Annotated in this window: 26 protein-coding genes and 1 pseudogene; 8 read left to right on the plus strand and 19 right to left on the minus strand. The window is 46.5% G+C overall.

The features are described from left to right. Positions 1-67 precede the first annotated feature (67 nt). A complete protein-coding gene (locus AB1L17_RS11015; RefSeq protein WP_412844819.1) occupies positions 68-808 on the minus strand; it encodes a GNAT family N-acetyltransferase in 741 nt (246 codons plus the stop codon). 146 nt (positions 809-954) lie between these two features. Here AB1L17_RS11015 and AB1L17_RS11020 point away from each other — a divergent pair, with 146 nt between their 5' ends. Beyond that, entirely contained in the window at positions 955-2,127 is a 1,173-nt protein-coding gene (locus AB1L17_RS11020) for an NAD(P)/FAD-dependent oxidoreductase (RefSeq protein ID WP_412844818.1), read from the plus strand. A gap of 43 nt (positions 2,128-2,170) precedes the next feature. Beyond that, positions 2,171-3,037, plus strand: a complete 867-nt coding sequence (locus AB1L17_RS11025) for an RNA polymerase sigma-70 factor (RefSeq protein ID WP_412844817.1) — start codon at positions 2,171-2,173, stop codon at positions 3,035-3,037. A gap of 84 nt (positions 3,038-3,121) precedes the next feature. Here AB1L17_RS11025 and AB1L17_RS11030 read toward each other — a convergent pair whose 3' ends face one another. Together AB1L17_RS11030 and AB1L17_RS11035 are read right to left on the minus strand one after the other, a co-directional pair. Next, complete coding sequence (locus tag AB1L17_RS11030) at positions 3,122-3,718, minus strand: histidine phosphatase family protein (protein ID WP_412844816.1); 597 nt, start codon at positions 3,716-3,718, stop codon at positions 3,122-3,124. Between the two features lie 36 nt (positions 3,719-3,754). Further along, the gene (locus AB1L17_RS11035; protein WP_412844815.1) at positions 3,755-5,821 is read right to left on the minus strand and encodes a methyl-accepting chemotaxis protein; all 2,067 of its coding nucleotides are present in this window, start codon (positions 5,819-5,821) and stop codon (positions 3,755-3,757) included. A gap of 247 nt (positions 5,822-6,068) precedes the next feature. Here AB1L17_RS11035 and AB1L17_RS11040 point away from each other — a divergent pair, with 247 nt between their 5' ends. Both AB1L17_RS11040 and AB1L17_RS11045 read left to right on the plus strand, forming a co-directional pair. Then, the gene (locus AB1L17_RS11040; RefSeq protein WP_412844814.1) at positions 6,069-6,638 is read left to right on the plus strand and encodes a DoxX family protein; all 570 of its coding nucleotides are present in this window, start codon (positions 6,069-6,071) and stop codon (positions 6,636-6,638) included. A gap of 235 nt (positions 6,639-6,873) precedes the next feature. Further along, positions 6,874-8,505, plus strand: coding sequence for a peptide ABC transporter substrate-binding protein (locus tag AB1L17_RS11045; protein WP_412844813.1), 1,632 nt, complete (start codon positions 6,874-6,876; stop codon positions 8,503-8,505). Positions 8,506-8,538: 33 nt separating this feature from the next. On the opposite strand, the gene AB1L17_RS11050 is transcribed toward AB1L17_RS11045, so the two are convergent. From AB1L17_RS11050 to AB1L17_RS11080, 7 genes are all read right to left on the minus strand, one after another. After that, positions 8,539-8,787 (minus strand): hypothetical protein, encoded by a 249-nt coding sequence (locus AB1L17_RS11050; protein WP_412844812.1) that lies wholly within the window; start codon positions 8,785-8,787, stop codon positions 8,539-8,541. Further along, positions 8,784-9,080 carry a hypothetical protein gene (locus tag AB1L17_RS11055; protein ID WP_412844811.1) on the minus strand — a complete coding sequence of 99 codons (297 nt, stop codon included), beginning with the start codon at positions 9,078-9,080 and terminating at the stop codon, positions 8,784-8,786. The genes AB1L17_RS11050 and AB1L17_RS11055 overlap by 4 nt, the downstream gene beginning before the upstream one ends. Continuing rightward, the gene (locus tag AB1L17_RS11060) at positions 9,077-10,960 is read right to left on the minus strand and encodes an alpha/beta fold hydrolase (protein ID WP_412844810.1); all 1,884 of its coding nucleotides are present in this window, start codon (positions 10,958-10,960) and stop codon (positions 9,077-9,079) included. Before AB1L17_RS11060 ends, AB1L17_RS11055 begins: the two co-directional genes overlap by 4 nt. Before the next feature lie 57 nt (positions 10,961-11,017). Beyond that, entirely contained in the window at positions 11,018-11,590 is a 573-nt protein-coding gene (locus tag AB1L17_RS11065; RefSeq protein WP_412844809.1) for a TetR/AcrR family transcriptional regulator, read from the minus strand. Between the two features lie 359 nt (positions 11,591-11,949). Then, entirely contained in the window at positions 11,950-12,795 is an 846-nt protein-coding gene (locus tag AB1L17_RS11070; protein ID WP_412844808.1) for a DUF2785 domain-containing protein, read from the minus strand. Next, positions 12,792-13,520, minus strand: coding sequence for an alpha/beta fold hydrolase (locus AB1L17_RS11075; RefSeq protein ID WP_412844807.1), 729 nt, complete (start codon positions 13,518-13,520; stop codon positions 12,792-12,794). The genes AB1L17_RS11070 and AB1L17_RS11075 overlap by 4 nt, the downstream gene beginning before the upstream one ends. After that, positions 13,501-14,679 (minus strand): DUF4272 domain-containing protein, encoded by a 1,179-nt coding sequence (locus AB1L17_RS11080; RefSeq protein WP_412844806.1) that lies wholly within the window; start codon positions 14,677-14,679, stop codon positions 13,501-13,503. The genes AB1L17_RS11075 and AB1L17_RS11080 overlap by 20 nt, the downstream gene beginning before the upstream one ends. Positions 14,680-14,824: 145 nt before the next feature. Here AB1L17_RS11080 and AB1L17_RS11085 point away from each other — a divergent pair, with 145 nt between their 5' ends. Beyond that, the gene (locus AB1L17_RS11085) at positions 14,825-15,913 is read left to right on the plus strand and encodes a suppressor of fused domain protein (RefSeq protein WP_412844805.1); all 1,089 of its coding nucleotides are present in this window, start codon (positions 14,825-14,827) and stop codon (positions 15,911-15,913) included. 141 nt (positions 15,914-16,054) lie between these two features. Beyond that, positions 16,055-16,888: a leucine-rich repeat domain-containing protein gene (locus AB1L17_RS11090; RefSeq protein ID WP_412844804.1), complete on the plus strand. Its 834-nt coding sequence runs from the start codon at positions 16,055-16,057 to the stop codon at positions 16,886-16,888. A gap of 81 nt (positions 16,889-16,969) precedes the next feature. On the opposite strand, the pseudogene AB1L17_RS11095 reads toward AB1L17_RS11090, so the two are convergent. From AB1L17_RS11095 to AB1L17_RS11110, 4 genes and pseudogenes are all read right to left on the minus strand, one after another. Next, a pseudogene (locus tag AB1L17_RS11095) lies at positions 16,970-17,629 on the minus strand (IS3 family transposase); the annotation flags it as partial. Next, a complete protein-coding gene (locus AB1L17_RS11100) occupies positions 17,577-17,873 on the minus strand; it encodes a transposase (protein WP_412844803.1) in 297 nt (98 codons plus the stop codon). The pseudogene AB1L17_RS11095 and the gene AB1L17_RS11100, both read right to left, overlap by 53 nt. Before the next feature lie 106 nt (positions 17,874-17,979). Beyond that, positions 17,980-18,534: a C39 family peptidase gene (locus AB1L17_RS11105; protein ID WP_412844802.1), complete on the minus strand. Its 555-nt coding sequence runs from the start codon at positions 18,532-18,534 to the stop codon at positions 17,980-17,982. 173 nt (positions 18,535-18,707) lie between these two features. Next, positions 18,708-19,058 carry a sigma factor-like helix-turn-helix DNA-binding protein gene (locus AB1L17_RS11110; protein ID WP_412844801.1) on the minus strand — a complete coding sequence of 117 codons (351 nt, stop codon included), beginning with the start codon at positions 19,056-19,058 and terminating at the stop codon, positions 18,708-18,710. A gap of 218 nt (positions 19,059-19,276) precedes the next feature. Here AB1L17_RS11110 and AB1L17_RS11115 point away from each other — a divergent pair, with 218 nt between their 5' ends. Both AB1L17_RS11115 and AB1L17_RS11120 read left to right on the plus strand, forming a co-directional pair. Continuing rightward, positions 19,277-19,813 (plus strand): hypothetical protein, encoded by a 537-nt coding sequence (locus AB1L17_RS11115; protein ID WP_412844800.1) that lies wholly within the window; start codon positions 19,277-19,279, stop codon positions 19,811-19,813. 116 nt (positions 19,814-19,929) lie between these two features. Further along, positions 19,930-20,514 carry an N-acetylmuramoyl-L-alanine amidase family protein gene (locus AB1L17_RS11120; RefSeq protein ID WP_412844799.1) on the plus strand — a complete coding sequence of 195 codons (585 nt, stop codon included), beginning with the start codon at positions 19,930-19,932 and terminating at the stop codon, positions 20,512-20,514. 89 nt (positions 20,515-20,603) lie between these two features. Here AB1L17_RS11120 and AB1L17_RS11125 read toward each other — a convergent pair whose 3' ends face one another. From AB1L17_RS11125 to AB1L17_RS11145, 5 genes are all read right to left on the minus strand, one after another. Beyond that, positions 20,604-20,897 carry a hypothetical protein gene (locus AB1L17_RS11125; RefSeq protein ID WP_412844798.1) on the minus strand — a complete coding sequence of 98 codons (294 nt, stop codon included), beginning with the start codon at positions 20,895-20,897 and terminating at the stop codon, positions 20,604-20,606. Beyond that, the gene (locus AB1L17_RS11130) at positions 20,894-21,196 is read right to left on the minus strand and encodes a DUF2089 family protein (RefSeq protein ID WP_412844797.1); all 303 of its coding nucleotides are present in this window, start codon (positions 21,194-21,196) and stop codon (positions 20,894-20,896) included. The genes AB1L17_RS11125 and AB1L17_RS11130 overlap by 4 nt, the downstream gene beginning before the upstream one ends. 136 nt (positions 21,197-21,332) lie before the next feature. Next, positions 21,333-21,809 carry a DUF1579 family protein gene (locus AB1L17_RS11135; RefSeq protein ID WP_412844796.1) on the minus strand — a complete coding sequence of 159 codons (477 nt, stop codon included), beginning with the start codon at positions 21,807-21,809 and terminating at the stop codon, positions 21,333-21,335. A 145-nt stretch (positions 21,810-21,954) separates the two neighbouring features. Continuing rightward, positions 21,955-23,652, minus strand: a complete 1,698-nt coding sequence (locus tag AB1L17_RS11140) for a YcdB/YcdC domain-containing protein (protein WP_412844795.1) — start codon at positions 23,650-23,652, stop codon at positions 21,955-21,957. After that, positions 23,639-24,187 carry an RNA polymerase sigma factor gene (locus AB1L17_RS11145; RefSeq protein ID WP_412844794.1) on the minus strand — a complete coding sequence of 183 codons (549 nt, stop codon included), beginning with the start codon at positions 24,185-24,187 and terminating at the stop codon, positions 23,639-23,641. Before AB1L17_RS11145 ends, AB1L17_RS11140 begins: the two co-directional genes overlap by 14 nt. Positions 24,188-24,198 lie beyond the last annotated feature (11 nt).

Genomic DNA, 24,198 nt, shown 5'->3' on the forward strand with positions numbered 1-24,198 from the left:
CTGTTTGTTCGTCCTTTTCCAAAAACCAAATCTTTTTGGATCGCGCCTGCTGCCACTTGGTAAATCGCTACAGGAAGTGCTGCATCCAAATATTCGGCTCGATATATACTACTTCGTCTTTTTCCACGTCAACCTGCACCGGAGCTAATGCGTCTGGAATAATGTACGATCCTGACTCCGGGAATTTCATCCTCGTCCAGCTTTCCCAATCCTTCAAGCTTCCTTTGATCAGCATGGATTCCGGCGCCACCTGCATAATCGTAGCTCCCAGTTTCCAATGCGTACGCACCCACGGATCAAACGGAGCGTCATCGGACGTTTTCCACTGTACGAACTTGTCCATTGGTGTGAGCGGATATTTGTGCTTATGCGACGGACGCACGGGAGCCACCATGTACGTCAAGCCATTTTCCTTGGCGATATCCTTCATCGCCGTAACCATCTGCTTGCTGAGTCCTAGTCCGCGGTATTCGGGACCAATCGAAATGGAGAGCGCTGATAAAGCGTTGGGCTGCTTTTCTTGGCGATAGCCTTCAATCCCTTGCAAGAAGACATCATCCCAGCCTTTTGGCAGCCCTTCTGCAGTGCCATCCCAATAAAACGGAATCGCATTTCCTACGGCCATCACCTTGTCAGCTTCGTCTGTCAGCATGAATTGAAACGAGGGAAACCAGTCATACAGATGACTGTAATATTCGTTAGCCACTTCATCATTCAGCATGAAGGCAGACCAGCTTGCTTGGATGAGTTCATCAGCTTGATCGTCTAGATCCGATCTTTGCGCGAAAGTATATACGTGGTATGACATGCTTGCTATCCTCCTACGAACTCTGATGTGTCTATCCTTCCATCTATTCCCTATTCGATTTTCTTCGACATTTTCCTGTTTGGTTTTTGTCACACAATCGCTCCACACCTCGTTATATGGTCAAACCAACCGAGGAGCTGATTGGGATGAAAGAAGTAACATGTGTGATTGTCGGGGGCGGGTACGCAGGTATCAACGCGCTAAAAGCCGTTCGGGATACGTGCAAGGGACGCCCGATCCGCTTTATCTTAATCGATAAAGAGCCTCATCACCTGCGCAAAGTCCTGCTGTTCAAACCGGCAGCTGCCAAAACTGACATCTCGATTCCGCTAAAAAGCCTGTTTCCAGAGAGCGTCGAATTCGTGCAAGGTACTGTCACCTCGATCAAAGGGAAAGAGAAGACCCTCCTTTTCTTGAACAATAGCGGCCAAGAGCAGGCGCTGCCCTACGACATTCTCATCCTGGCAGTAGGAAGCGTCATTCGCCAACCAGAGCCCGAACAAGGAGGCATCGCTTTGACGGGAGTGGAGGCTGCCGGGTCCGTTCGGGAAAAGTGGCTTGCGAACATGCGCCAAGCTGTGCATGAGAAAACAGCACCCGAACGTCAGCGATTGTTGACGATTGCCGTTGCGGGAGCGGGCATCAGCGGGATGGAAACCTCTGCGGAGCTGGCTTTTGCCATGCACGAGGAAGCGAAAAACCTCGGAATCAATCCTGCCGAAGTCAAGGTCTATCTCATCAATGCTCAAGATCGCTTGTTTACAGAAGGTCCTGCCAAAATGGGACGCAAGCTGGAAAATGCACTCACAGATGGCGGTGTAACCATTCTGCATAGTCAAAAAGCACTTCATGAGCGGGACGGAATCCTGACGCTGGCAAGTGGTCGCACCCTTGCTGTCGGGCTGTGCGTCTGGTCGCTCGGACTCTTACCCAATCCCGCATTGCGCAGCATGGCCTTGCCACTCACCACACGCGGACAGGTGGTCGTCGATGAGTCTTATCGCGTAGCAGGTACGCCCGGGGTGTACAGTATTGGCGATTGTGCACGCATCGTAGATCCAGCCAACGGGCAGGCGGATACGATGACCTGCAAGGAAGCCTCCGGACAGGCGGTACGTTTGGGCAAAATTGTACTGGCAGATTTGGACGGCATCCCTGCTCCCGCACACAAAAGCTACATGGACGTTTACTGCATTGGACTCGGCCCTGAACGTGGAATGGTTTGGACGAGAAAATGGGGGCTGGATATTATTTTGACAGGCAAATTAGGGTGGAAAATTCGCCAGTTCACCTGGAATATTGCCAGCATGATAAAATAAGGCAATAGAGAACGGATACAATTCTAGAGGAAGTGACACAGCCATGGAGGCTCTGTACGAACAATATAAAGGGCTCATGTTCCGGCTCGCCTATCAGATGCTCGGCTCGGCCACAGATGCGGAGGATATCGTGCAGGATGTATTCGTGAAGGCCCATGGTGTCTCGTTGGAAAAGATGGCCGAACCGAAGGCTTACCTGTGCAAAATGACCACCAACCGCTGCCTCGATTTGTTAAAATCCGCCCGCAAAAAACGGGAGCTGTATACAGGACCGTGGCTGCCAGAGCCCATCTCTACCCCTGATACTGACAGCTATGATTCTGTCATTACCAAAGATTTGCTATCCTACGCGATGCTCGTCCTGTTGGAGAGGCTGTCTCCCTCAGAAAGAGCGGTGTTTGTTTTGCGAGAAGCTTTTGACTTTCAATATGACGAGATTGCCGAGCTGGTTGGAAAAAACGAAGCGAACTGCCGCAAGATCATTAGTCGGGCGAAAAAGAAAATGGGGATTGTCCCAGAGGAACCTGCTCTCCCTCAAGAAAAAGAGCTCGGTGAAGAATGGATCAGTCGTTTTCTGTCTGCGCTGGAGCACGGAAATGTCGAGAGCTTACTCACGTTGCTCGCCACAGATGCTGTACTCCTCTCCGACGGCGGCGGCAAGGTCACTGCAGCCCTGCGTCCAATCCTATCTGGCGAACGCGTTGCTTCCTTCTTGCTCGGTTTGATGCGCGGCTTCTCGAAGCACGCAGATTTCTGTATAGAGCTTGCACCTTTAAACGACCAGACCGGGTTTGTGATCAGACAGGACGGGAGGATTGACACCGTAGTGTTTTTGCATATGGAACACGGAGTCATTCGCAGCCTCTACTTTGTCAGAAATCCTGATAAGCTCAGATTCATAGAGTCGTAGCCATTAAAGCGAAAAGCCACCCTAAATTCGGTGGCTTTTCTTGTACGTGCTTGAATCGGTTTTATTTGACGATTACTTCAATCGTCACTTCTTTTCCTTCGTAGTTGGGTCAGTAGAGAGATTCGCGTCCTTCCACAATCGTTCTGTTTTCACGTATACATCATCCTGAAATTCCATCCTGTATATATCGGGCTTTGACGTCGTTAATAAAAACTCCAAGTCGTACTGAGGGTCAAAGTACCCCATCATCAATGTCATAATGGCACCATGTGTTCCTATTACTACTTTCCGTCCTCTATATTGATCTAAAATCGTTCTCAACGTTTTTACCGCGCGATTCCGACAAATTCGAATAGATTCTCCCCCAGGCAACGAAAAGTCTGGTTCAGAAAACATCTTCTTTACTAATGGGTACAATTCGTTATCGGCCATGATTTGATCGTTTCCTATAAAAACGAGTTCTCTAAGATCTTCAAAAACGACGATCTCTTTACCTACGAACTGCGCTAATTCTTCGATTGTTGCCATCGCCCTTTTATACGGACTTGAAATGAACGTATCTATTGCCTCATCTTTCAATAATTGAGTAATGTGGTTGGCATCTGACCACCCCTTTTCATGTAAATAAAGGTCCTCATATATTCCCTCCCATGGAATACTTGTTCTATAAATACATGACACCCCCCTTTCCGTTTTTCACCAGAAAGGGGGTCCCACTTATATTTTAAACCGATGCACGATCTCTTCCATCGTCTGCGTCAAACCAACATTCCGCTCAGAAATGGCCGCCATCTGTTGATTGTTGTCCGCGATAATGCGAGATTGCTCTGTAATCGCCTCCACGCTTTGTGCACTTTTCTCCATGGCGTTCGTCACTTGCTCCACCACCGTAACCACACTGCTGATCGTGGAATTCAATTCTTCAAAAGAAGCACTGAATTCCGCCAGCAACGTATGGAATCGTTGTGCATCCATATTGTACTTCTCCGATGTTTCCATCATGCTGTCATAGTCAGAGCTGACCCGCGTGTCGATGAAGTCTAATACACTCGACGAGTTAGTAGCCAGATTGTCTACGGATTCGCGGGCGACCTGAATAATGCGTTGAATATCAATGACGACCTCAGACGATTGCGTCGCCAATCTTCGTATCTCATCAGCCACTACGGAGAACCCTCTACCGCTGTCTCCTGCACGAGCAGCTTCTATCGCCGCATTCAACGCCAACAGGTTCGTCTGCTCAGAAATCATGAGTATCGTCTCTGCCAACAGATTGATTTTTTCCATCGATTCCTTCGATTCGGCGATTGCGATTTCCGTTTGCGCCTTCACATTCATATAGAGCTCTGTCGTCATTTTATCTGCAGCAACCGTATGTTCTCGCAATGCAGTTGCCCGCGAGCTGACATCTTGTGCGGTGGAAGCCGCTTCTTCCGTTCTTTTCGAAATCGTGTGAATGACTGTCTCCATGTCGTTCAAGGTCGCATTCATTTCTTCTGTGGCAGCCATCGTCTCCTGCATGTGCGCTAGCAAAATACCCGTAGCCTCCGCGGTTCCGCTGGACTGCTCGCTCACTTTATCGGTGGACTGCTTCGCGTTTTGCGCATTTTCAGCGACCGAGCGGGATACCACAGACAGCTTGCTTACGACCTCGCTCAATTGCTCGCGCATGACGACGATCGACTTCGTTGTCAATCCGATCTCATCCTGTGTACCCTGCTCGCTGACCACGATTTTTTCGCGCAAATCAAATTGAGCCGTCTGCGTAATGATCTCCCTCATTCGGTCAATCGGGCGGGTAATCCAGCGACTCAGCAGGAAGGATAGCAGCAACGCTCCTGCTACTGAACAAACCAGCTTCCAGACAACAGACTCCAGATTATCCGCCAGCTTCTTGTTCAGCTCGGTATTGTCATACACAATCTTGATGACACGTGAGCGACTGAGATCGTTCGGATCTTTGCCTAGCTTGTACGGGATGAGGCGATAGGTGAGGTCGTGCTCCTCTCTTTTCTCATGAAATTCTCTGATCTCTTGAGATTGATATGCCTCCATAAAAATCGGCAAGTGACTGTCGATCACCCGCATGGCTTTCCCGTCGCTCCCTGTTCTTCCCAAGGCATACCCATCATGCGAGAAGACCAGGATGTCTTTTACTATGTCGTATTTCTCCGTGATTGCCTCTGAAACAGCAAGGAAATTAAAGGTCTGAAAAAGATCGCTGTCCTGCAAATTCACGCTCACTTCAAACAGATACTGATGGTCAAACGTAGGTAGGTAAGCAAATTTTTTGATTTGACCCGTGTTGACGGAAACCTCCATGCCATCGGCAGAAAACTCATTTCCATCCATGCGCTTTTTCAATAGCTCCGTAAATGCCCCGGCCTTGCTGAAATCAAGTCCAATATCCGATTTGACACTCGAATGAGCAACCTTAATCGAACGGTCGATAATGAAAATATCCATCCCGAACTGCTCACGCAGGGCTGCATAATCCCACGTTTCAACCGCCGGATTTTCCCGATAGTTGCTCGTTAAAATTTGCAGTGTATGTTGCATACGGGTTTCCATGTCTTTTTCAAAAACACTATACGCCATATCCACATTTTTCACTGCATTCGTGACATGCTCCTCTACCAGCTGATACTGTACGGCTTGGTTAGAAACAATGCTGGTCTTGAACTGTGCATAGTCGATAAAGGACAGCACGATGGCAACCAGCATCGTAAATAAGGAAATCATCAAGGTAAGCTTAGTACGAAAAGACATATACATTCGTTTCATAGGTCTGCTCCATGTTGTGAATTTTTTAACATTATTCAACATAATTTACCATAACTTAACTTGTCAATCCTTTCATGAATTTACTTTATTTTGGGAATATAAACACTACGATTCACCATTAACACCGTGCTTATAGTGTCAATGAACACCGTATGAACTTATGCCCAAAACCGGGCCGTTTCGCCATTCGTTATGTTAAAATCTGCTCGAACAAAGATGTTCAAAACGTATGTAGGAGGAAACCCACATGCATAATCGTCAAAACGAAATTATTATTCCTGAAAATCCCGTATCACACTTCCTGTTCACCAGCACGAAATCTGCTGCGATCTGGTTAATCATCAGACTGTATGTCGGATATGCATGGATTACCGCCGGATGGAAAAAAGTCCAGGCCGATAACTGGACCGGAGATGCGGCGGGCGGAGCGATTCAAGGGTTCGTAAAAGGATCGCTTGCGAAAGCAGCCGAGGGAAAGGACGTAACGGCGTGGTATGCCTGGTTCCTGGAAAATGTCGTATTGCCAAATGCCAAGGTGTTCGGCTTCCTCGTCGCTTGGGGTGAGGTTCTCGTCGGACTCGGCTTGATTCTCGGCTGCCTGACAGGGATCGCGGCATTCTTCGGTGGTTTGATGAACGTCAGCTTTCTGTTCGCAGGAACGGTCAGCAGCAACCCGCTCCTTTTTGTTTTTGCAACCTGGCTCGTTATGGCTTGGAAGGTAGCCGGCTGGTACGGTCTGGATCGCTGGGCACTTTCTTATCTCGGTACACCTTGGACACGGAAATCGCGGGATGGCGTTTTTCCGATGAACAAGTAAATCTGTCTCTCCATCTTCATGCAAAAGCCACCTTCTACGGGTGGCTTTTGTTGTTGCATCGGATAAATCCTTAATTAGGTAACGGACAATTTGTATGAATTTATCCCCGTTTGTAACCGTGATTTTTCATGAATATTTATACATTGTGTTGAATGACTCTCCTTCTCCCTGTGCATTATTCTTTTGAGGAACCTTGAATTTTCTTATTTTTCAAATAATTGTACGGGAGGTATGTATGAACAAGTGGCTCTTAGGCATTTCTACTGCTGTATTGCTGTTTAGTCTCTCCGTCGGCTGTAGCTCGAAGCCCGTCGAAAACGTCCAATCTCCTCCAACGGGAGCGACAACAAAACCTGCTGCTACAGAACCGATGGTCCTGCAATGGAGCATCACAGGTGAGCCCTCTACCATGGACGCCGGAATTGCAACAGATTCGACCTCAATGGACATGATCAACCTCACCTTCGAAGGACTGACCAGTGTCGACCGTCAGGGCCAGATGATCAATGCCATCGCGGAAAGCTACACGCATACTCCTGACTTCACTCATTTTACTTTTACCATTCGAAAGGAAGCCAAATGGAGTAATGGCGATCCTGTTACCGCGCACGATTTTGAGTATGCCATCAAGCGCAATCTCGATCCCAAAACCGCTTCCGGCTACGCCTATCAACTCTTCTACATCAAAGGAGGCGAGGATTATTACACCGGAAAAGGCAAGCAGGAGGACGTCGGGGTAAAGGCAAAGGACGACTACACGCTAGATTTCACCTTGCGCTCACCAACACCGTTTTTCCGCGAATTGACCTCATTCACTACTTACTATCCTCTTCATAAAAAGACCATCGAGAGCAATCCCCAGTGGGCAACAGAAGCGAAAACGATTGTCGGCAATGGCCCGTTTATCATGGATACGTGGGAGCACAAATCCAAGCTCACCTTCAGCAAAAGCCCTACCTATTGGGACCGTGCCAACGTCAAGCTAGACCAGATCCGTATTGCCATCATCGAGGATAACAACACCGCCCTGTCTATGTTTGAAAATGGTGATCTGGATTGGGGAGGCTACCCTTCCTTTGGCTTGTCGCCGGATGCGGTCGGTCAAATCAAAGAGGAGGGCAAGCTGCTCGTCGCAGATAACCCCGGCACCAAGGCCGTTATCTTCAATACAGAGAAGCCTCCGTTCACCAACAAAAAAATTCGTCAGGCATTCTCGTATTCCATCAACCGACAGAAATTGGTGGATAACATCCTCCAGACAGGTGTTCCGCCCGCTTATGGCTGGGTTCCCGTTTCCATGGGGCTGAATCCAGACGGCTACTTTAAAGAAGATGTAGAGAAGGCGAAGCAGCTTTTGGCAGAGGGCTTAAAAGAGCTCGGGCTGACACAATTCCCAAAGGTCACGTACTACTATGACACCGGGGAAACGGACAAAAAGCTGGCTCAAGCGCTACAGGACGAGTGGAAGCAAACGCTGGGTGTCGACATTGACATTCGCACCTCGGAATGGAAGGTGTTCAATGAAGATGTCCAAAATGGCAAGTACGACTTCGGTATCTGGCTATGGGGAGCCGATTTCAATGACCCGATCAATTTCCTCGAAATGTACAAGGACTTGGGTGGCAACAACGTCATTCGTTTCGATAACAAGGAATACCGAGAGCTGCTAAACAAGAGCTACTATGAAACGGACGAGCAAAAGCGCAAGCAGCTGATGTTCGATGCTGAGAAGATTCTCATGGAAGAAATGCCGCTCGCACCACTGCACTTCCGCGGCAACGCTTATGTGAAAAACGACAAGGTCAAGGACTTTGTGATCTTCCCGCTCGGCGGTTCGTACTTTAAATACGCATATATTGAAAAATAGAGAGCGCGGGCATGATGCCCACGCTCTTACTTTTTACGTGGCTGAAAACCGGTACGTATGGTACGGCGTGTTGCACGGCTGACCGTTGGACAGCTCGAACTGTCCCTCTGTCAGATTCATCACGATGGAAAACAAGGTGCGACCGACCAGCTCTTCTGCTCCAGTCGCCTCCACCACTTCGTCATGTCGGCATATGGCTTCGGGAAAGCTCATATGATCACGGAAGATCGCCTTGATGTGGTCAGCTTCGATCTGTCCTCGCGCCGTCGCCAGCAGCTTCATGGCCCGCCCCATTCGCAAATACGTATCGGCTGCCCCCTTCCGTCCTCCCAAAGTGGATCGGGGTAAATCTCTGACTCGCCGCCAGTGCTCTCTTTAAAATGGTAGATGGTAGTGACATCTGGTAGATGAGGCAAGTCGCTCAGAAGGAAGGTGCTGCTCGGCATGTCTGCGGGTTCCAAAATATGCTCTTTGACATATACGTCATACGACTTCCCGCTCACTCTGGCTATATCAAAAGTAGCGTGGTCCCGTTCTACCACGCCCCTTCTGAAGAAACGATTCATCGCTATCATGCCTTGCCGTTCCTCATCTGTTGCAAAACGTTTCCCGTAAGCTGTGGGTGGCTAATTGGAAAATGATGAGCGGCAGAGAGTCTTTTGATCCCTACATTCGCTTTCGTGAAAGCAGCCTCTGCTTCTTTTGTGAGCTGATACGTTTTATCCTGCGTCCCCCAGACGACCTGGGCAGGAAAAGGAAGTGGCTGCTCCAACGCCATTTGCTGAAAATCATTCATAAAATAGCGCAGCACGTCCGTATGCGTCTTGCTGATGCGCGGGGATTGCAGGAGCTTTCCCACTTTCTCTGCGTAGCCAATTGGCATTTCTTCCATGGATTGAAACACCCCCTGCGCAAGCAATGTCTTTTCCAATCTGGCAGGCGACGCCCCCTTTTGCAAAAAACGCTGAAGAATGGCTGCGTTGTTCCCCACTCCCGCCAGCAGTGGAGAATACTTCGGCGCATGAAGTGGCGGCTGCAAAAGGTATAGCTTCTCGACTTTTTCCGGCACTCGTTTTGCGGCCTCCAACGCCAAATACCCGCCAAATGAATGCCCCACCACATGAACGGGAGACGGCATCTCTCGCAATGCATCTGCCACTGCTTCGATAATGCCCTCGATCGGCTTGTCATGATGATGATAGGGCGATCTGCCAAACCCGGGCAAATCCAGTAACCATACAGCGTACCCACCCAGCTGTGCCGCTAGCGGCAGCAAATCACTCATCTCGCTGAAAAGCCCGTGCAAGAGCAGCCATGGAGTACCCGCGCCTTCTTTTTTGTACGCGGCCATACCTGCGATTTGCTCTCGGTGAATGTGAAGAGGTACTTTCTGATCCTTGACCGACAAACGATAATCCAGGTTAGCTATCACACTGGGAAGATAAGCAACTGCCTGGTAATCACCGATGCCTTTTCGCGCTTTCATTTGCTGAAAGGGAGCGAGCGGGAAGTCTTTTTTTACAATGAAATCCATCGAGTTGGCGGGTACTCCGAGCAAGCGGCTGCCACCGTTATGCAGGATTTTTTTCAGCACCGATACTGGGAAAGGAATCGCTGGTGGCTTCATCCTTAATTCTTTGGCCATCAACGAAATCAGCTCCGAAAAGGACGGCGTAGTACTCCGCTCATTTAAAGCGTAATACGTTTGATGTTCGATCTGCTTTGCCTCCACAATACCGACAATGACCTCGGCCAAATCGTCTACGGCAAGCAAGGGCAGCCACCACTCCTTCCCACCCGGAAGAACAGGGAATTTTCCTCGCCGCATGGAGCTGATCACGAGCCCCAAGCCATCTGTTTGTTCTGTGTTCCCAGTGCTTCGCGGTCCAATGATCGTGCTCGGATTCACGACGACCAGCGGCAGTCCTTTTTGATGTGCCTCTTGTCTGAGATATAAATCAGCAAGGAACTTGTATTTCTCGTAGCCACCTGCCTCGCGGAACAGATCGTTTTGCGAGAAAACATCCGTAGCCAGCTTCCCGCTCTCATCGTCAAATGGACTCATGTACCCAACAATGTGAATCAGCTTTTGCAGACGTTTTTGCTCATGCAATTCGTTTGCTACGGCGATTAGGTGACTTGCTCCCTGTAAAATTACTTCCCGCCCAACCGATTCATCCATCGAAATATCCATTGGGACACCTGCATGGATCATGACATTTGCGCGCAGTACCTGCTCGTAATCACTCGTCGATAATCCCAAGCCCGCTTGTCGCAGATCCCCCCGCACCGCTGTACAATTTGACCTTTCTGCCAGTGTCATCTGCATGAGCAATTCATTCCACTTATCCAACGAACGAATGAGAGCCAATACGGTATGACCATCCCGTGCCAACCGCTTCGTGACCTCCTTTCCGATAAACCCAGTCGCGCCTGTTACAAAAACGACAGCCATTGTTTCTGCCTCCTTTATTTATAGTACCGTTCAGTACTAATTGACTTCAAAAAAATCCTACACTTGAATCAAGTGTAGAAGTGTCTGACCCGTGCTTACGAGTACCTGTGCATTGCCATGTGATTCAGCCATGAGCATGGCCCCTTCCACAATGGTCACGAGCAAGACTGCCGTCTGTGGAATCGAGATGGTTTCCTTGAACTCTCCACGGGCGATTCCCTCCACGAGCAGCTTTTCCGCCATGGTCTGCCATTCGATCAGGAACTCGTTAATTCGCGCTTTGACTTCTGGTATTTGTGCTGAGAGTAAGGAAAGAATCGGACAGCCTCCTACGCAGGAGCGTCCTTCCAGCTCTTCTGCCAAGGTGGTAAAAATCAGCTCAATCCGTACTGTCACAGGCTGATCTGTTCGTTGCAGAATGGTTTCCATTGCGACTCTCAGCACGTGCATTCTGTAGCTGAGCACAGCTACGACGAGCTCCTCCTTGCTTTTGAAGTGATAATAAATGTTGGACTTGGAGACTTTGCTGTGGGCTACGACGTCATCCATGCTGGTATTCATGAGTCCTTTTTGCAAAAACAAATCAGATGCAGTGGCGATAACATGGTCACGGTTCGATGTTCGTTTCATAATTAGAACTATATAGTCCTAGTGAAAGATTGTCAATCGTTCGGGTGTGTAGTGGAGGGGAAGAAAAAGCGCAGTTCTCTTCGACTCTGACACGCCTGCAGGGGGGAATTACTGTCCGTCTACACTTCAAAAAGGGAACCGTCGAGCCAAAGCCACCCTACGGGCGGAAGTTTCTCGAGGAAGAAGTGTTCGACAAGCGTGGTCCCCTTTTTGAAGCTCCGACTGGGTAGGCGATGTCAATGTCTGCGAGCCCTGCGCTTTTTCTTCTTACCAGCTTTGTTGGTTCATCGCTACCTTTAAATACTTAGTATATAAAAGAAAAGGCTGATGCCGTCTGTTCCGGCATCAACCTTTACCCATTAATTGATCGCAAACCTGTTTAGTTTCGTTACAGCAGCTAGCATGGCAGCCGCCAGCTCATTTTCCCGGCTATCTCTTGCCCGTCTGAGATAAAGGCTGCGCAAAAAGTTTTTACTGTTCACCCTAGCAATTACCTGGGCACGACTCTTCGGCAGCTCTACGCATCTTGCCAAGCCATTGATCCAGTCAGTGAGCTCGTGCTCTGGGAGCAAGTTTTTGTCTATCATCGTATCAACAATGCTCGCGAGACGTTCATCTTCTTCGTCATTGAAAATATGCTTTCCGTTATCCAGTACGCCCTGAATCGCACGAAGAACTTCTCGCTGCACAGCTTCATCGCTTTCTTGGCACTGCACCAGCTCTACGAACACATCTGCACCGTGAGCCGTACTGTGAGCCCAGCCGCCCTCGGACAAATAGCCGCGCAAATCCTTTTCCTCTTGAAAATAGCGAAGCATGGCATCTTTCACGTGCAGAAAATCAGCGAGCTCCAAAAATGGCTTCTGCCTGTGACGCCGCACAATCAATGCGATCGGCAGCGCAGAGAATGTTCTCGTAAATACGGATGGGTCACCATCGTTGCCGATCTGATAGAACAAATGCTGTTCGTCAGTCAGTTCTCTCAGGAGGCTGCGCAACTGGGCTTCCGTCAGCTGGTTCTCGTCGAGAATCCAATAATAAAATACCGGGTAGATGAGATTATCACGCAGCTCCGGATCAGGGTCACCAATGTATTGCAGCAATAGTTCGACGAAATCCTGCAGCTGTTCCCCTTCACGCAGCCGGTATTGTTCCTGTTCCAATCTTTGTAGATCTAGCTTGAGCTTTGTTCTTGTATCACTCACGTATTCGTCTCCCTCAACATGATTATAATTTCCTCGATCACGATATCCGGTTCATCATGATGAATATAATGCCTGCTTCGACCGGCAATTCTATGCTTGCTTGCTGTAGATAGCCTACTGAAATCGGCTTGCAGATTTTGTTCGATTTTCAAAATTTCCTCGTTCGGCCATTCCTCGTCCCATACGTCCGGTAAGCCTCTTGTGATAATCGAGAGTGGTATGTCGGTTTGCCGAAAATGATCAAAGATCTCTTGATAGCTCCGTCTCTTATCAATCTTTTCTCGATTCAGCATCGGATTCTCGTAATATTCCCTGTTGGCTGCTATCAGCTTTTCAGGCAAAACCTTTTCATACGCGAGCTCCTTATATTCGGGGGCAGCGTCAACCAGAATCATTCCCGAAACGAGATGTGGATACAGGCTGGCAAACAGTCTAGCGACCAAACCGCCAAAAGAATGGCCAACCAAGATACAGGGGGTCTGCACCTCGATCTCCTGTAGCAGGTCATACAGCTCCTCGACCAGATCACGACAAGTCCGCGGTACGACTGCCGCCGCTGGACTCCTGCCAATACCCGCCCGATCATAGGATAAGGTCGACGCTTCCTGCGATATCCGGTCTTGAACGATCTTCCATGTCTCACCGGTATCGCCCATTCCGGCTAGGAAGATGACGCACGGTGTCCCACTTTTTCGGAAATACTGCCTATGTATCCGTCGACACATGATCCCAATCGTCCTCCATGTAACAGACCAGCCAATTCAGTGCTCGATGTCTTTCTACGACGACTTCGTCATTCAAACCGCCCGCAACCGTTCGATTGTTGATGCGCGCGTCCACGCATGCCCAGTCGTAACGGTAGATCAAATCCGCCTGGTCGAGAATCTCTTGTTTGCTTCTCACAACCGCATTGCTGTAGAAGGCGCCGTAGTCACCTGCGCTTCTGAGAGCGTCAATCGCAGTGTTCACATCACAAATTCCATCTGGGAATTCGAGCTCTTCTACATACCCGAGGGCCCACAACAGCACCCAGTAGCATTCGTACATCCACACCATTTGAATCGTATCGGTACGATCTGGCTGTGGATCATTCAAGAAATCTCTCTCTTTTTCGGTGAAAAATTCAGCAGCGCCAAACTGCTCGATAACTTCCTCGATGAACTCCCGCTCTTCCTTGATTTGTCCGTTTTCAGCGATGCCACCTGCATATACCGCAATCAAGCACAGGGCAATCGCACGCTTAACGATCTCATCCTTGCTCCTGATGACCGCGTCCTCATCCCCGACGATGACTGGAAGATGCTGAATGTACGGAATACCTTGCTCTTGCAACAGCTTGATGCTTCGTTCCTTGCGTGCTTCTCCTGACTCGGAAGGCTGAATGTGTCCATCGATCAGATCCACGCTGACCGTTACCAGAAAATCGTCCACCTCCGATTCTCCTGCCGTATTGAGAATCAGCCTGCCTTGTTTATCCAGCATGTCGCCCGTTGGAAGAAAAACGATTCCGTGCACTTCGTCTGCAATCGCCCTGATGGATGCAAACATCTTCTCGTCAATTTCCTTGCTTGCCACGATCCCTACCGCCACATTGAGCGCTGTAATTTGATGCAACAGCTTCTGTTGAATTTGCTCATGAGAAGTTTCAATCTGTGCGAAGAAGCCGTACATCCCTTTTTTCATCTGGAGAAACGCTTCTTGGTCATCGTCCTCGCGCATAAGATTGAACGTGATCTTGCTCTTGCTAAACCACTTTTTATCCGTAACTGTCACGGTCCGCTCATCTGCGGATACCTCTACCAATTGTTCACGAAAAGCCTCAACAATCGCTGCGACTACTTGCTCGCATTGTTGAATGGAGACATAGATGGTGCAATGATTCATCCGGCTCCCTCCTTTGCTGGCGGAAAATTTTCATAGTATTGAATTTTGTAATCAATAGTTAATTATGGTATTCTATCCCTGTTTAATCAAGCATAAATCTTTATATTTATCGGCGAATCTATCACGTTGATTGAAGGTGAATCCTATGAAAAACATCCTTTTGGAGGAGTTCTCCCCCATTTGTCCGATTCAAGCTTTTGTCGAAGAAGATGAGAACGGCGTCTTTTTTTATTTATGGGATTATCCAGGTGAAGAGCATGCCAGCATTCGTTCCTGCTGGGTTAGAAATTACGGACCAGCACCTGACTCAATCGATTTTGCTGCCATGGAGGATGGTCGAGCTCCTATGCTTACACGGGATTGCTGCGCTCATCCGGATGGAGCAGACAGGCTGGACCCAGAGCTGCTCGCGATCGTCTGGCTGGAGGAAGGCGATGCGGCGGCACTCCTGTATGAGGATGAGGTGCTGTGTGTGATCCCTGGCTGGGCTGGCCCTTCCCCGGACGGCTCCCATTATCCTTCGTATGCGAGAGATTGTATCGCTGAATCCCACTTATGCTTTCCGGTGGGAACACCAGAGACGAACGCCATGTTTGCCCGTATCGAGGCTGCCCAGCATTTTTGGGCGAGCTGGGATGACAATCCTTGGCCAGACATTCAGCAGGAGTTTCTGGATGCAATCACTTCCACTCTCGGCCCGGTCAAACAGTATTACGGCATCGACGGCGGTCACTGGCCACCCAAGGCGATGGTGACAATCGAAAAAGGAGATGTTACCTATGCTTTGACACTCGGCGTCTCGATTTTGCGTCAGCCAAAAGTCGAGATGTACACAGAGGAGCCGGAATTCCTGCGCCGATTCGAGCTGGCCTTTGCCTGCGAAACCAACTGGCTCGCCAAAAACGAAAAACAATTGCTGTCCTACATAAGTGGTCAAACCTCTCTGCCGTGGTCTTACATGACTTTCCTCGCACAAGGTCACACCATACCGTGCCAGGAAATCAGCGAGGCAGATAGCCGCTTCTCCTCCATGCTGCTCGCGAAGCCAGAGGATGCTCCGAACATTCCATTTCCGCTCGTGGCGGGTGATCCCGTGAATCTGTTATGGATGATCCCGATTACCGCAGAGGAACAGCAGTATGCCGAAATGAACGGGTCTGAGCAATTGATTCAGCATTCCACTGGTGATGATACGAATTGGATTTTTAACGGAGAATCAAAGTTTATGAAATGAATGTGCTCCTCGTTAGATCGAGTGTGTGAAGCAGCCCTGTCAGCTATGGGCTGCTTCATTTGTGCCGGTCTACAGGAAACCATTTTATGGAATTTTACGTCCTATCATAATAACAACTGATCGAAAGTGGGGGATGAAATCTTGAAAAAATGGATTACACTGTTGATCATTTTAGGCGTAATAAGTGGATGCGAAGCTAACGAAAAGACTTTACATGAATTCACGAAAGAACACGATCAAATGGAAAAGCTCTCCCCTGTTCTATTAGAAGCCTTATCTAAATCAACAAATAAAACAGTTCAGGATATCAAAGTAGAGGATTTTTTAAATATCGAAGAACTAAGTTTAGATACAAATAGTGTTCCTCTGGAACAAAAAGATGTACAGATTGATTTATCTGTAATATCTAAAATGAAAAACCTTAAATCTCTAACTTTGTATAAAATAAATGTGAAAGACTATCTATTTCTAAAGGATTTAAATGAACTTGAATATCTTTCCATCATCGGTTTTCGGGAAGATCAACTACCTACTTTATTTAATAGTAAACTATCTAGCCTCTCACTGGATGAGGGGGATTTATCAGATTTGAAAATACTTCAAAATAGTAAATCTATTACACATTTATCGATTAGGAATAATAGAATAAAGGATTTATCATTCATTGAACTACCCAATGTTGTTTTCTTGGATGTATCAAATAATCCTATTACTTCAATAGATTTTATTAAAGAAATACCGAATTTGGGACGTCTACAAATTATGAATGCACCAGTCACAGATATAGCGGCTGTACAGTATACACCTAAGCTTGAATATTTAGATATTAGAGGGACTAAAGTAACTTCTATACATCCACTGATCAAACTTGAAGAACTTTCGATTCTGCTAGTCGATCGAAAAAGCATTAGTGATTTACATCTGCTCAAAAAAGAAGTCAAAGTTGCTGAAAATGGATATGAAATTAATGATTGAAAGTAAGCCATCCAACAAAAAAGAGGCTGCGACTTCTGAACTGCGCCCCGTCAAGTAGACCGTACAAATAATAAACATTGGTTAAGCGGCCTTGGTCCTGAATTCCATCGGACTGAGGCCTTCTAATTTTGCCTGTAATCGCTCGTTATTGTAGAAATGAATGTAGTCCTCAATGTCTTTTTCAAGTTCCTTAAAGGTAGCGTATTTATGTAAATAATACCTCTTGCATTTCAGTGTTCCCCAGAAAGCTTCCATGGGCCCATTGTCTATACACCTGCCAACTCGGGATATGCTCTGGGTGATTTTGCGCCCAAACAACCTTTTGAATCTCGAAGAGGTATATTCGAATCCTCGATCACTGTGAAGCATAGGCTTGCTTCCCTGTACGGTTTGCAAGGCCAATTTCATCGTTCGGATTACAAGAGCATGGTTGTTGGAATGCCCGAAAGCATAAGAGACAATCACCTTATCATGTAAATCCAAAACCGCACTTAAATAGGCCTTCTTTCCACTGCCATATTTGAATTCCGTGACATCTGTTACCCACTTTTCATTAGATCTTGTCGCGTAAAACTCACGGTTTAACAGATTCTCAGCGGTATGCTGAGGAGTTGAACGTACATATTTTTTTCTCTTTCTACGAATAATCGACTGGATTCCGGCCAGTTTCATCAGGCGTCTTACCCGTTTATGGTTGATTCGCGTTTGGGTTTGTCGGCGCAAATGAAGTGTCAGTCGCCTGGGAGTATTGACCGGATAAATAATATCGAACAGCTTGAATCTTAAGCTCCGCCGAGTAACTTCTATTGCGGGATTGAATCTCTAATCCTTCGTATCCGTATACCTCATAACACCCTCTCCATTTTGCCAAGGTTGTTTTGCTAACACCGAAATTTTTAGCTACAGCCATCACACCGATCTGACCGCTCTCGATTTCTCTAAGAACGGCCAGTTTCTCTGACGCACTATAGTTTACTTTGGACATGAAAAAGCTCCCCTTCAATAGCAGGTTTTATTATTTCACCTGTCTATTTAAAGGGGAGCATATCATTCCTCGGCAGCCTTAACCCCTCTTAGACAAGGGATTTTCTTTAATTCTCATAGTAATTGTAGTATTCAAATTCACCACGTTGATTGATTACATCTTGGAGATTTTTATTTTTTACATTACCAGGGTCATGAACTAGAAACATATCTGCCGTAATTTTCTCGAAATTCGGCCAATGATCAATAACTGGTAGAAGACCCGAAAATCCTCTGATTGTAACGGTATGATTCGGAACACGTGCCATAAGCGGAACACCTTTATTCATCACAAGATCCATCATATCTTTTTTTAACTTTTCGAAGGTTCCGGTAAATTTTCCGCTATATTTATGATTATATTTTTTTGATGCTGATGCCCAATCAAAAGGGCAATCAGCTCTTCCTGACGCTGTCTGTGCTTTGATTGCCCTTAACTCTTTTTGCACAATCAAAGGGTCTACCTTATCACCATAACTATGGAAAATCATAGCTGCGGCTGTAATTATACAACCTTCTGCTCTCATAGAGTTACCGCAAGACGTTATCACACTACCCCATTTTTCATCAGCTTGGCTCCAATACTGAATATCAAATAGCCTTTGAAATTGCTTAACTGACATATTACTTCCCCCTAAATGTTGATGTAATAGCGACATGAATTCGACCGGTCAATTTGTCGCTTTCATCAATAAAGGAGAAAAATAGAGACAAAATACAACCACAATCCAAATTTTTTGTTACATGAAGATTAAATCAGGGATTTATGATATGGATCAGAAATCTCTAGCAGTCATTATAAAGAAGTGAACTTATCCGAGACTGCTTTTTGTCGAAGAATTTGCAAATACTTTCGCTTATATTTGTTTACTCCTTGTTGGGAAATGCCTAATTGCTGCGCGACTATTTCTTCGGGTACTCCATTAATCACTACATGCTCAATAATAAATCTCGCTTTAGATGGAAGGGAATTCAACAGTTCTTCTACATACAGCTTGCAATCCACAGATGACATTATATTCTGCCCACATATATTTTCAATGATTGGAAGCTCTTGTACAGAAATCTTCTTTGTTCGATACTGTATACGCCATGCGATCCTTCTTAAAACTCTCCTGCACTCTTCTATTAAGTATTCATCATTCATGCTTATCACCGTCCTACCTTACTAGGTAAATACACAAGGTAAAAAACAACCATTTTTCATAAATTATTACATTTTTTCTTTCGATGGAAAATACGATAAAATGTACTATCGTGTTTTGTGAAGGTTGAAAAAGGCATCTTTGGGCTCAATGATGAATCGTATAAAAATGTGTTAAATTTGGTTTATAATGGTTTTTATTAATCATGGGAGGTTTTGGGATGAAAAAGAGCTTAGTTCTAATCATGTTTATCCTCATAGCTTTAGTCATGGTAGCATGTTCTAACGAGCAAACCGTAAATGCGAATCAAGCCGAGATTGAAAGGCTACAAGCTGAAATCACTCAATTGAAAAACAAAAACAAAGAACTTGAAGCCTCTTTGGTTGTGGAAAAACAGAAAAATGATACGAATACTAAAATCTACGAAATGCGAGATATCATTGATCTACAGACAAGAGAAATGTTTCGAGCCATGATGAAAGGTGAGAATGAAAAAGTCAAACAATATATTTCCAAGGAAGCTACTGTAGATGGAAGGAATTTTATTTATAAAGTGAATAACGAAATCATAAGCATTCCGTTCGTTACCGAAGGAAGCACTTTTCGTCAGAGGTCTTTCGATATATATAAAGATGGACGATTTATTACAAATTATGAAGTATGGATAAACGATGAGACTTACTCAGGAACACTAGAACTAATGTTCACAAAGGAAGATAACGAATGGAAACTAAGTAGTTTGCAAGGGGATAGATAATAAATTTTATTATGTGGTTGTATTTGGTCTCTATTTTTCTCCTTTATTGATGAAAGCGACAATTGAACAGTCAAATTCATGTCGCTTACTACATCAATATTTAGGAGGAAGGTATTATGAGTCTTGATGGATTGAAGTTTTTGGTTGACCCTGGTCATGGTGGTTCGGACAATGGATCAAGTGGCACTTTGAATGGTGAAAAAATTTTCGAGGATGACTTGTGCCTTATGTTTGCACAAGCTGTTGCTAATACCCTAGAGGATTTTGGAGCAACTGTTTACATGACGCGGGTTGATGATACTAAGGTATCCATTAATGATCGCTCGGATATGGGAGAACAGAAAAAAGTGGATGGTGTAATTAGTGTTCACTTTAATTCAGCAGGGGCCTCCGCTAAGGGTACGGAAACGATTTATGCTGCAACCCGTCCACAAGATAAAGGCTTTGCGGAAACCATTCAGCGAAAAGTAGTAGATGCCCTTGGCACACGAGATCGGGGAGTAATTAAAGATACGGATACACCACGAAAATCTTTAGGTATTCTCCGTAATCCTCGTAATGCTGACTATCCACGAGCACTTATTGAGGTAGAATTCATTTCTAATGAGACAGCATTAGAAAACCTCGGTCCAACGTTGGATGAAGCCGCTGAAGATTTTGCTCGCGGTGTACGTAGAGCAATGCTTGAGTATTTCCAATAATAGCAGTCGTTGATTTATAAAAGACTTGTCTAGGAGAGCTTTAGGCTGCCGAGAAAATCGGCAGCCATTTGTTTATTCTTTCAAAGTCGTTAAAGATCAAGCAGCTCCATTCTCTCCATCTCTTTCTTCCTCTTCGCCTTCATGGCTCTTCTGCCTTCCGCCCACGCCAATGATAGAATGACGATCCCACCAATGCCTACCAATACCATGGTAAGCTCACTGCCCTCTTTAAATAGTCCGGTCATATAACCATAGACCAAATACCCGACGTAGCTAACCGGGATAACAGCTCCCCAAAAAGCCTGTGGCAGCAGCCTTCCGATTACATTTTGAATGCCCACAATACCTACCGCAACCATAAATTGAGTCATCCCTGTACTCATCTGCTCTCATCTCTTTCCTGTTTGTATTTTTCGATAATGAGCTTGGCTACCTCCAGACTCATCCGTTCGTCGATGACCAGATTTTTGATCATTTGCACGAACTCTACTTCTGCTTCCTTGCTATGTAATTCAATCTTTTTAATGATGCGATCGAGCTTGGCTCTGACAGTCGGGTACGATACCCCATACTCATCGGCCATACCCTTAAGAGAGCCCGAACTGATGATAAACTTCCTGACAAATTCGAGGGTCTCCTTGTCTAAAGCTAACACCCAAGATGGAATTTCGTCGCGCTCCATGAATCGCCTCGCCTCCTGTTCTTTAATTATATTAATATATATTTTAATTTTATTCAAGTATTTTTGAACAAAATTAAATTCAACAAGTGAAAAGGAGCATCCTCATCTGATGCTCCCTCTCTGATCCTCCACTTTTTTACTCTACCTTCGTTAATCGAATATCCATCCAATGCACCCAACTCTGATCATTCCCCAACAATTCCCAGGTACCAATAAGTGTTTTGCCATCAACGCTAAACTTACCGGAAAAACGTTCGGTATTCCCTGTGATCGTCCAATCTCTGCCCAAAAGATTCGCATAATAGGAACCCATACTCCCCTGATTGTCATAAGCGTGAGTGAAGTACACCTGATTAGACGCATCATAGCCGATGATCTCAATGGTTTTGACTTCTTTATCACCCATCATGCCATCTACATGGTGAATCAGAAAAAATCCCCCAGGCAGCCACTCGTATGTATCGATTGCCTTCAACTTCGCGACTGGCCCTGACGGACTTTCCGTAATCAGTCCTTCTGTCATCCATTTCCCTACAAAAACGTTCAGGCGAGAGAGGGCTGGATCTGGCTCGGGCACCACTTGTGAAGTATGATTGACATGTTCATTCGTCATTCAAAAATTCCTCCTTATCGGGCAGTGAATTACTGTTTATTCTAGGGTATTCATGGAATGCATGCTTCTTATCGATTGCTATTTACATTCTCCGAGCCAACAAAAATCCCGCCCCTCATGATGAGAAGCGGGAGAGTGTATGTGTTTACTCGAATACCTTTCCTGTTACGGCATCCAGCATAAAGCCAGAAATCGTGTTCATCGTATAAACCAGTAGCGGCTTTTGTTGCAGCTTCTCACCCGTTATCGGAAGTATGTAACCCAATTCTGCTGGATGGTTCTGCAAAAATAGCTTGGCTGCTTCTTCCCTCGATATGGCCGAATCCAAATCCGGGAAAGGTCCTGTCGGCTGGCTAAAATAGTCCATGAAATTTACGATCTCCCCCGTTTGCCCATCCACATTGACGAGGTAATGCTGGTCAGAAACAACCACGCCATTATGAAGAGCGTAAAAGCTGAAGCTATACGCCGTCGCAAAAGGCATCGCAATCTTGCTCTCATCGATCTTCAATTCCTTCACACTGCTGTCCAGATAAGGCTGCAAAAACTGAACGGCTTTTTCCTTTGCCTCCTCATAGCTAAGCTGGGCATTTACGGGATTGTTCTGATGCTGGGTGGAGCTGGCCGTCTCTATTCTACGCTGTATCTGGAAGCCCGTGATAGTCCCGTTGTGGGAGTAGACGTTCACTCTGCCTCGCCCTTCTTTGGCCTTGTAGATCGTATTCTGCTCCCCCTTCATCTCTTTTGAGGTACGATCATCTACGGTAAGGTTAAATCCGTCCAGCTTCATCTGAAACTGATCTACCAAAGCCTTCGCCACTTCCGTCTCCGTTTGAACAGTGACCTTCTTGCCTCCTGGCGTGACTGGGATTGGATCAGAGTATCGGTTCTTATGCGACGATTCCCCCCAGACTTCTTCTCCTGTCACGGCATTCAAATATCCAGTTGTTTGAAGAGAGTACTCCAATGATGGCTGTCCAGTATGGCTTGCGCTTGCGGAATAGGTAAGCTCCATGAGTGACGCGACTTTCTCTGCGACCTCTTCTTCGGACAATACCGAATCCGGTTCGGCAAATGACTCCGACGATATTTCAAGTGGCGCACCTTCAAACGTATTTACATAGGTGACACCCTTACTGTTGACGCCAACAACGTAGCGGTCCGAGAAAACAGGTAACCCATTTTCATAGCGCATATAGGTAACGGCATCCCATTCGTTGCCACTAGTTTGACTCGCTTGGTATTGCTTGAATTCGTCTCCTAACAGCACTTGTAAAAAGGCAGCGGACATTTGCTTCGCTTGCGTTTCTGTAGGCGGAGGGGCTTCCTCATTTATCGCCATCTCATTATCGTAGCTGCTAATTTTCCCCGTAGCGGCCATCATCTCGACAGACGCGTACCGTCGTTCTTTTCCTTGCTCCACTTGATAAAAAATAATCTCATAGACCCCATCTTCTTTTCCAATAACTTCTGCCTCTATCGTCTTAAGTTCTGGGACGAGATTGAACAGCTTTTCCAAGGTTTGTTTGGCTGCGAGTGATACGTCCCCAAGCTTTAGCTCCTGTCCCTTTAATACGAGCGGTGCTTCTGGCTGAGTCGTCATGATGGAATCCGGATTGGTAATGATACGTGTAAAAATCGGCGCAAGCAAAAAGACCGCGAGCAGAACCGCAGCGGATACTCCCAATCGGACTGTCGTGCGACGGATTTTGCCTCTGCTGCGATGTTTTTCATCGACCTCGATCAGTTTTCTTTCCAATGTGTGCAAAAACTCGCTGTGGGGGACTGCATCCGGTCTGTTTCGAAATTCCTGTAACACTTCTTCATCGCTAGGAAATTTCATGTACGACATCCCCCTTTTCATAGTTGTGCAACGCCGTTTCTTTTACCATCTTCATCGCACGGTGAAAATCCACCTTGACCTTGGCCTCGGTGCAACCGAGAATTTCCGCCGTTTCCTTCACGGTATATTCCCTGATTCCCCGCAATACAATGACATTTCGATATTTCGGCTTCAATTGCAGCAGCGCTTTTTCAAAATGAGTGCGTTCTTCTTTGTCCTGCAGCTCTTTTTCCGGCAAACCCTCTGTGCTGGGCAACAGCTTCAATAATGTTCCGGCAAAAATTGTTTGCAGCCGTTTCTTTCTGTATTCATCAATGGCGACATGCTTGGCAATATGTAAAATCCAGGTACGCATGCTCGAGCGCTCCTCGAACCTGTGCAGTGATTTAATGACGCGAACAAACACCTCTTGGGTCAAATCCTCTGCTGCTTCTCGACTTCCGATAAAATGATAGAGATATTGATAGACTTCTTTGGAATACATCCTGTATATCCCCGATATGTCTTGCTGATCTCGCTCTTCTCGAGCATCCAAGGCTGCTTCCT

Source organism: Brevibacillus jepli, assembly GCF_047229145.1.
In the GTDB taxonomy this organism is placed as follows: domain Bacteria; phylum Bacillota; class Bacilli; order Brevibacillales; family Brevibacillaceae; genus Brevibacillus.

Excerpts from the sequence above, each read along its gene's own strand:
- AB1L17_RS11120 (WP_412844799.1), top strand. The coding sequence starts at position 19,930 with ATGAGTCTTGATGGATTGAAGTTTTTGGTTGACCCTGGTCATGGTGGT.
- AB1L17_RS11130 (WP_412844797.1), bottom strand. The coding sequence starts at position 21,196 with ATGGAGCGCGACGAAATTCCATCTTGGGTGTTAGCTTTAGACAAGGAG.
- AB1L17_RS11105 (WP_412844802.1), bottom strand. The coding sequence starts at position 18,534 with ATGTCAGTTAAGCAATTTCAAAGGCTATTTGATATTCAGTATTGGAGC.
- AB1L17_RS11015 (WP_412844819.1), bottom strand. The coding sequence starts at position 808 with ATGTCATACCACGTATATACTTTCGCGCAAAGATCGGATCTAGACGAT.
- AB1L17_RS11055 (WP_412844811.1), bottom strand. The coding sequence starts at position 9,080 with ATGATAGCGATGAATCGTTTCTTCAGAAGGGGCGTGGTAGAACGGGAC.
- AB1L17_RS11045 (WP_412844813.1), top strand. The coding sequence starts at position 6,874 with ATGAACAAGTGGCTCTTAGGCATTTCTACTGCTGTATTGCTGTTTAGT.
- AB1L17_RS11125 (WP_412844798.1), bottom strand. The coding sequence starts at position 20,897 with ATGAGTACAGGGATGACTCAATTTATGGTTGCGGTAGGTATTGTGGGC.
- AB1L17_RS11020 (WP_412844818.1), top strand. The coding sequence starts at position 955 with ATGAAAGAAGTAACATGTGTGATTGTCGGGGGCGGGTACGCAGGTATC.
- AB1L17_RS11140 (WP_412844795.1), bottom strand. The coding sequence starts at position 23,652 with ATGAAATTTCCTAGCGATGAAGAAGTGTTACAGGAATTTCGAAACAGA.
- AB1L17_RS11135 (WP_412844796.1), bottom strand. The coding sequence starts at position 21,809 with ATGACGAATGAACATGTCAATCATACTTCACAAGTGGTGCCCGAGCCA.
- AB1L17_RS11085 (WP_412844805.1), top strand. The coding sequence starts at position 14,825 with ATGAAAAACATCCTTTTGGAGGAGTTCTCCCCCATTTGTCCGATTCAA.
- AB1L17_RS11115 (WP_412844800.1), top strand. The coding sequence starts at position 19,277 with ATGAAAAAGAGCTTAGTTCTAATCATGTTTATCCTCATAGCTTTAGTC.
- AB1L17_RS11035 (WP_412844815.1), bottom strand. The coding sequence starts at position 5,821 with ATGAAACGAATGTATATGTCTTTTCGTACTAAGCTTACCTTGATGATT.
- AB1L17_RS11065 (WP_412844809.1), bottom strand. The coding sequence starts at position 11,590 with ATGAAACGAACATCGAACCGTGACCATGTTATCGCCACTGCATCTGAT.
- AB1L17_RS11050 (WP_412844812.1), bottom strand. The coding sequence starts at position 8,787 with ATGAAGCTGCTGGCGACGGCGCGAGGACAGATCGAAGCTGACCACATC.
- AB1L17_RS11080 (WP_412844806.1), bottom strand. The coding sequence starts at position 14,679 with ATGAATCATTGCACCATCTATGTCTCCATTCAACAATGCGAGCAAGTA.
- AB1L17_RS11040 (WP_412844814.1), top strand. The coding sequence starts at position 6,069 with ATGCATAATCGTCAAAACGAAATTATTATTCCTGAAAATCCCGTATCA.
- AB1L17_RS11110 (WP_412844801.1), bottom strand. The coding sequence starts at position 19,058 with ATGAATGATGAATACTTAATAGAAGAGTGCAGGAGAGTTTTAAGAAGG.
- AB1L17_RS11025 (WP_412844817.1), top strand. The coding sequence starts at position 2,171 with ATGGAGGCTCTGTACGAACAATATAAAGGGCTCATGTTCCGGCTCGCC.
- AB1L17_RS11100 (WP_412844803.1), bottom strand. The coding sequence starts at position 17,873 with ATGTCCAAAGTAAACTATAGTGCGTCAGAGAAACTGGCCGTTCTTAGA.
- AB1L17_RS11075 (WP_412844807.1), bottom strand. The coding sequence starts at position 13,520 with ATGTGTCGACGGATACATAGGCAGTATTTCCGAAAAAGTGGGACACCG.
- AB1L17_RS11060 (WP_412844810.1), bottom strand. The coding sequence starts at position 10,960 with ATGGCTGTCGTTTTTGTAACAGGCGCGACTGGGTTTATCGGAAAGGAG.